Below are 5494 nucleotides of genomic sequence, written 5' to 3'. Positions count from 1 at the left end.
ATTTAATACACTAAGTTAAACATTTTACATATTTTATAATAAAAAATGTTTCACATGAAACTTCCCATATTTCGTATTATTTTTCTATCATTTTCGATTAGGTTCAAATGTGGGCTTCATATGAAAAAACTAGTAGAAAACACAATTTGTTTTCTACTAGTTTTTTATCACAGTTCTACATATTTAGTCCCCTTTTATATCCTCCCTACGACTCCCAAGTAATATTCATTTCTTCAAACGACTCTTTACTCACTTCCAACCCTTCGCTATCATTTGTTCCAATCATCGCTACCTCCTCTTTAGACAACGTAATTTCCTCGGTTGGATTTTGAATTTTTCTCTCATACACTAATTGTAAAAGATCGATTTGTTCCTCTGTCAGTTCATACTCTTCTTCCAACCTTTCAATTGCTGATTTCGTATCAAGCATTGGGATTTCTAATAAGAATCCACCGTTCTCTTCCATCTCTTCAAATGAATCGATTGAATATGCACCGTTATCATCAATCCAAAATGCTGTCGTAATGGAAGGAACTGTTTCGCCTTCTACTTCTTCTAATACGTATTGAAGTGCTTCCTCTTTCGCAATGTCTATTACTTCCGAAGGTGCCCCTTCAAAGTAATTTGCCGCATCAATCCACTCATCTATTCTCTCGCTATTCACATCTTGAAGACATACGATCGTGTAATTCGGATGAAACGTAATTGTCCCTTGTCCGCCTTGACTATCTTGCATACTATAGTTAAAACCATCCCACGAACTTTCATGTGAGAAATCAGGAGCATGTGCTACAAAAATTGCATCTGCAATCGATCTTAAAATACATCCTTTCCATAGTTGTTCTTTACTTATATGAAAGTTATATTTACTCATTCTCTTCCCCCGTATATATATGTTTTTTAATATTGTCTTTCGACTTCTCATTTCTTGTAAAGTACTTTTTCATTATATAAAAATAGTAAAAGCACCCTTCATACAAAGGATGCTTTTACTATTCACCTACCACTTTCGCCTACACTCCTCAATCACACTAAGCAAATACCTCTTCGTCATATCAGCCCTCCTCCAAATAGAGAGCTTGCGCTTTCCCTTTGGATTATTTCGCATTCGCTCTACCTCTTTTAATAAAGGCTCCCACTTATGAGAGTAAAGTTCCAACATATATTGCAATCCTCTATCTTTTGAAACGATTGTTTTATGATCTAACGTATATAAAATACGTCCCATCGTAACGACAGCTGATTCTACCCATTCTTCTATGAAAAATAAATAAGGACGCTTCGCTTTTTCAAGCCAGTAATGTTCTACGTTATATTTCATTGTATTTACTACATCGTCCCATTTTATTTGAAAGGGAAGGTCTTCTGCTTCTTTCCCGATAACTGTAATGCCTTGGTTTTTCAATGTCCACCATGTTACCGCGTTAATATCCCAATGACCAATATCAGCCTTACCATCTGCACAATACACGTACTCATTAATTTCATGATTGTATTTCCCTAAGTCATCAAGCGGAATATACATACCGTCCATTCTTTTACCTAACGTACTTTTCCTAATTTTTTTATGCAGTTCTATAATTTGCTGTTTTTCAGCTTCATTCACGGAATCACTTATTACCGTAACAAAATCAACATCGCTCGTTTCTATATGAAATGCTCCTAGCGCGATTGATCCGTAAATATATACCCCGACTATTTTTTCATCCGAAAAAATTTCTTTTAATTCTACTATGTACTGCTCCATTAACTGTTTCACTTCTCCTGGTAAAGCATGTTTTATTCCATTCTCCACGTCGATCCCTCCAATAAAAAAAGCCTTCGCAAATTCGCAAAGGCTTCCTGTTTTATAAATATTTCTCGATTTCTTCGTAAACATCCTTCAAACGAGGATTTCCTTCTCCAACAATTTCTCCATTCACAAGAACGACTGGATAAAATAAATCTTCCTCCACTACTCGCTCTGCGAATGCTTTTTTATCCTCATCTTCTTGTTCTTCTTGAAAATCAATATAATCAAACTGAAATTTATTTTCTTGTCCTTCATATTTACGACCAATCGCCGCTTGTAACCACTCAAACGTTTCTGTTGAAGATGGCATTCCAACGCAGCTCGCACAAATTACTTTCGTCCCATACACTTGAACATTAACCATTTCTTCTCCCCCACTTCTCGTTCTAACAGTATATTCAGATATCTTATTGCATAAGCACATCATTTTACAAACTTATTCCATACCCCTATACTGAAAAAACACGTTGTACACATGATAAAATATTTCGACAATAAAACAAGAACAGAAAAAATAGATTTTCCCCTCTATCTTGATTATAATAAAACTGATGAAAGGAGTCGATAAAAATGGAAAACCCACATATGCAAGAACAAGTATTAGAAGTATTAGATAAATTACGTCCATTCTTACTTCGCGATGGCGGAGACGTTGAATTAGTAGACATTGAAGAAGGTATCGTAAAACTACGCCTTATGGGTGCATGCGGAAGCTGCCCAAGTTCTACAATCACACTAAAAGCTGGTATCGAACGCGCACTACTTGAAGAAGTACCAGGCGTTATTGAAGTAGAACAAGTATTTTAATCTAAAAGCGGAAGCGGCTCGTTCAAAATGTGAGGGGGATGGAGCTTCTGACATAGAGGCGCTTTTTGCCTCGGCGGAAGAAGCGAAGCCACCGAACATTTTAGCCGCTGGAGCTAGATAACATCTAAAAGCGGAAGCGGCTCGCTCAGAACAGAAGGTCATTGGAGCTCCTGACGAAGAGGCGCTTTTTGCCTCACAGGAAGGCGCGAAATGGCCGACTGTTCTAGCCGCTGGAGCTAGACATTATCTAAAAGCAGAAGCGGCTCGTTCAAAGCTACTTCTAAGAAAAGAGACCAAATTTGGTCTCTTTTTTTGTACGCAAACAAGACATACTCCCCTACACTATTAACATCATAAAACAAAATTGGAAATCCTTCTCAAAAAATGCGATAATTAATATATAGTGAATCGTTCACACATATAAAGCGAAAAACATAGGGGGACGACGTATGCCAAAAATAGGGAGTACTTTTGTAACAATTCAAGAATTAGAACAGAAAAAAGAATATTTATTAAGTCTTTCACCCGTTATACCGACATGGAATACGAGCTATCAATTTTTATTTAAAGAAATACAACAAGAATTATTAAAAAAGGTAAATGAAAAAATTGAAAGACACCACATTATTTTAACTATATGTACAGATCAAAAAGTAGGAGCATAGCTTCTTATTATATAAAGATAGACACGGGTATCTGTTGTGGTATAAAAAAGAGACCTCAATTGGCCTCTTTTTTATACTTTTAAGATAGCCAATCTAATTTCCTAATGCCTAACTTATCAACTGGTAAACGAAATGACTCGTAAAAATGATTCATAAATTGCTCAGTGCGCTTCACATCATGTAAAATGATTTCTAAACGAGCTCTATAGATGCCTTTTTGTTCTTCGTTTCCTGTTTGATAGTATCGTTCAACCGTTTCAAAGTAGTGAAGCGGGAACAGAAGCCTTGCGAATAATAAGCGCCAACCAAATGAAGAGAGCGAATAATTACGTTCATAGTCTGTAATGAATTGAACTACCGTTTGCTCCCAATCTTTCTTTTTCTCTATCATCATATAGCGAATACATTCTGCTATATCCCTACTTGGGTGATCATATACCCAATCAAAAGGAAGTTTTAAGCGCTTCGTTTGATGCCATAATAGAGGTGTAAATCGTTCTTGGCAAATTGTTGCTGCGTCAGTTATTTGTGGTGTATCGTCCATTTCTGTATCGACAACATATTGAATTGCATTTTCTGCAACTCCTAAGTAATACGGGAAGGATTCAATAAACAATTGATCGAATACGTCTGAAGGATGGTTCATCACTTGCGTTTGCCAAAACCTTTCTAATTGGTCGAGCCTTTTTTCCCATAATGCTTTCCATTCGCCAATGCGGCTTAATTGCTCAACTTCTTCTGGAAAGAATGCACCACGTTTATGGAAGATAGAAAGCTCACTTCCTAATGATGTAGCATGTCGCTCTAACATACGCATACCTTTTAATAAGCAGTAATTTTTTTCTTCTATCTCACTTACATGGTAGCCGTGTATAGTCGGAACGAAAGTCGCAACAGTTATATCCCCTTGCTGGTTCATATAATCACTGAGCTTTTTCATCTCTACAAGTACTTCTTCCTCCATTTCTCCAATTGGAACAAGTACATAAATTTTGTTGCGAATCCAAAAGCTTTTATAGGGGCCAAGGGGGATTAATTCTTTAACATGCATGTGATAATGCTCATAAATATGCTGAATCATCGCAGTCGCCACCTATGGTTTTTCTTTATATATATGAGCTTGTGCTCGCCTTTCATTCCTATGCACATGATAAAGCAACGAAACGTATACAAATACTAAAAAGAAAAAAAGGTGATAAACATGAAAGACTCAAATCAACTACAAGAAAGAGCATTACAACTATTACAAGAACGCGGTGTAACAATTGACGATATTGCTGAACTTGTTCATTTTCTTCAAAAGAAATACCATGCAAATTTAGAGATGTCAGAATGTCGCTATAACGTTGAGCGTGTACTATCAAAACGAGAAGTACAAAACGCACTTATTACAGGCATTGAACTTGATGTCCTTGCTGAAAAGGGAATGTTAAGCGCGCCGTTACAAGATATCGTAAAACGCGATGAAGGACTATATGGAATCGATGAAGTCATCGCACTTTCAATCGTTAACGTGTACGGTTCTATCGGTTTCACGAACTTTGGATATATCGATAAGTTAAAACCAGGTATTTTAGAATACTTAAATGATAAATCAACTGGAAAGGTGCACACCTTCCTTGATGATATCGTTGGCGGAATCGCTGCCGCTGCTTCAAGCCGTTTAGCGCACCGTGCTGAGCATTCAGAGTAACGTGTCTAGGCCGTCAGTTTCATACTGACGGCCTTTCATATTCCATAAGCATAAACTCTCTTCCACGGCTCCAAAAAAAAGGTCCTACTTGAAATCCAATATTTTTATATAGCCTAATCGCTCTCTCATTAAATGTCGCTACACTCAGTCGAAACATTTTCGAATTCAATTCCTCAGTAGCAAATGCTATTCCCGCTTGAAAAAATATTTCCCCCATCCCTTTCCCTGTTAAATCTGGCTTCATTCCAAGTCCGATATCTACTACATCTTCTCCCGCATATAAATTGGCATCTCTTCCGCCCGGAACTTGTGCATTTTCTCCAAAACAAAAATAGCCGATAAATTCTCCCTTCTCATCACAACAACCGTAATACGTCCCATCTAGCAACTCTTCTATTACTTCAGCATCTCCTGAAAAGCTATATAACGTATACGGCTCTTCATACTTCCACGTATTTATTTCTTTCGCTTCTTCCTCTGTTAACTTATGTATTTCCATTCCTCTCGCTCCTCATCAAATATTCTATATATATTTAC

The 5494-nt window shown here is 37.0% G+C and carries 8 protein-coding genes; 3 read left to right on the top strand and 5 right to left on the bottom strand.

From position 1 onward, the window contains the following. Positions 1-205: 205 nt before the first annotated feature. From AB3X48_RS16965 to AB3X48_RS16955, 3 genes are all read right to left on the bottom strand, one after another. The gene (locus tag AB3X48_RS16965) at positions 206-874 is read right to left on the bottom strand and encodes a hypothetical protein (RefSeq protein WP_016106517.1); all 669 of its coding nucleotides are present in this window, start codon (positions 872-874) and stop codon (positions 206-208) included. Positions 875-1000: 126 nt separating this feature from the next. Then, positions 1001-1795, bottom strand: a complete 795-nt coding sequence (locus AB3X48_RS16960) for a nucleotidyltransferase domain-containing protein (RefSeq protein WP_133059539.1) — start codon at positions 1793-1795, stop codon at positions 1001-1003. Positions 1796-1847: 52 nt separating this feature from the next. Beyond that, on the bottom strand, positions 1848-2156 hold the full coding sequence (locus tag AB3X48_RS16955; protein ID WP_002160015.1) for a YuzD family protein: 309 nt from the start codon (positions 2154-2156) through the stop codon (positions 1848-1850). A gap of 206 nt (positions 2157-2362) precedes the next feature. On the opposite strand from AB3X48_RS16955, the gene AB3X48_RS16950 reads away from it, so the two are divergent. Beyond that, complete coding sequence (locus AB3X48_RS16950; RefSeq protein WP_000431159.1) at positions 2363-2599, top strand: NifU family protein; 237 nt, start codon at positions 2363-2365, stop codon at positions 2597-2599. 449 nt (positions 2600-3048) lie between these two features. Next, positions 3049-3264: a hypothetical protein gene (locus AB3X48_RS16945; protein ID WP_002068096.1), complete on the top strand. Its 216-nt coding sequence runs from the start codon at positions 3049-3051 to the stop codon at positions 3262-3264. A gap of 79 nt (positions 3265-3343) precedes the next feature. Here the strand turns inward: AB3X48_RS16945 and yutH are convergent, their stop codons facing one another. Continuing rightward, on the bottom strand, positions 3344-4345 hold the full coding sequence (gene yutH / locus AB3X48_RS16940; protein WP_070146968.1) for a spore coat putative kinase YutH: 1002 nt from the start codon (positions 4343-4345) through the stop codon (positions 3344-3346). A 120-nt stretch (positions 4346-4465) separates the two neighbouring features. Here yutH and AB3X48_RS16935 point away from each other — a divergent pair, with 120 nt between their 5' ends. After that, positions 4466-4957 (top strand): phosphatidylglycerophosphatase A family protein, encoded by a 492-nt coding sequence (locus AB3X48_RS16935; RefSeq protein WP_002089340.1) that lies wholly within the window; start codon positions 4466-4468, stop codon positions 4955-4957. A gap of 19 nt (positions 4958-4976) precedes the next feature. Here the strand turns inward: AB3X48_RS16935 and AB3X48_RS16930 are convergent, their stop codons facing one another. Beyond that, positions 4977-5456 carry a GNAT family N-acetyltransferase gene (locus tag AB3X48_RS16930; protein WP_070170638.1) on the bottom strand — a complete coding sequence of 160 codons (480 nt, stop codon included), beginning with the start codon at positions 5454-5456 and terminating at the stop codon, positions 4977-4979. Positions 5457-5494: the final 38 nt, after the last annotated feature.

Source organism: Bacillus sp. S4, assembly GCF_040838205.1.
GTDB classification, from domain to species: Bacteria; Bacillota; Bacilli; order Bacillales; family Bacillaceae_G; genus Bacillus_A; species Bacillus_A cereus_U.
Note: the sequence above shows the minus strand (reverse complement) of the source record. Positions and strands in the feature narration are given on the sequence as shown.

Excerpts from the sequence above, each read along its gene's own strand:
- AB3X48_RS16965 (WP_016106517.1), bottom strand. The coding sequence starts at position 874 with ATGAGTAAATATAACTTTCATATAAGTAAAGAACAACTATGGAAAGGA.
- AB3X48_RS16955 (WP_002160015.1), bottom strand. The coding sequence starts at position 2,156 with ATGGTTAATGTTCAAGTGTATGGGACGAAAGTAATTTGTGCGAGCTGC.
- AB3X48_RS16950 (WP_000431159.1), top strand. The coding sequence starts at position 2,363 with ATGGAAAACCCACATATGCAAGAACAAGTATTAGAAGTATTAGATAAA.
- AB3X48_RS16945 (WP_002068096.1), top strand. The coding sequence starts at position 3,049 with ATGCCAAAAATAGGGAGTACTTTTGTAACAATTCAAGAATTAGAACAG.
- yutH (WP_070146968.1), bottom strand. The coding sequence starts at position 4,345 with ATGATTCAGCATATTTATGAGCATTATCACATGCATGTTAAAGAATTA.
- AB3X48_RS16935 (WP_002089340.1), top strand. The coding sequence starts at position 4,466 with ATGAAAGACTCAAATCAACTACAAGAAAGAGCATTACAACTATTACAA.
- AB3X48_RS16930 (WP_070170638.1), bottom strand. The coding sequence starts at position 5,456 with ATGGAAATACATAAGTTAACAGAGGAAGAAGCGAAAGAAATAAATACG.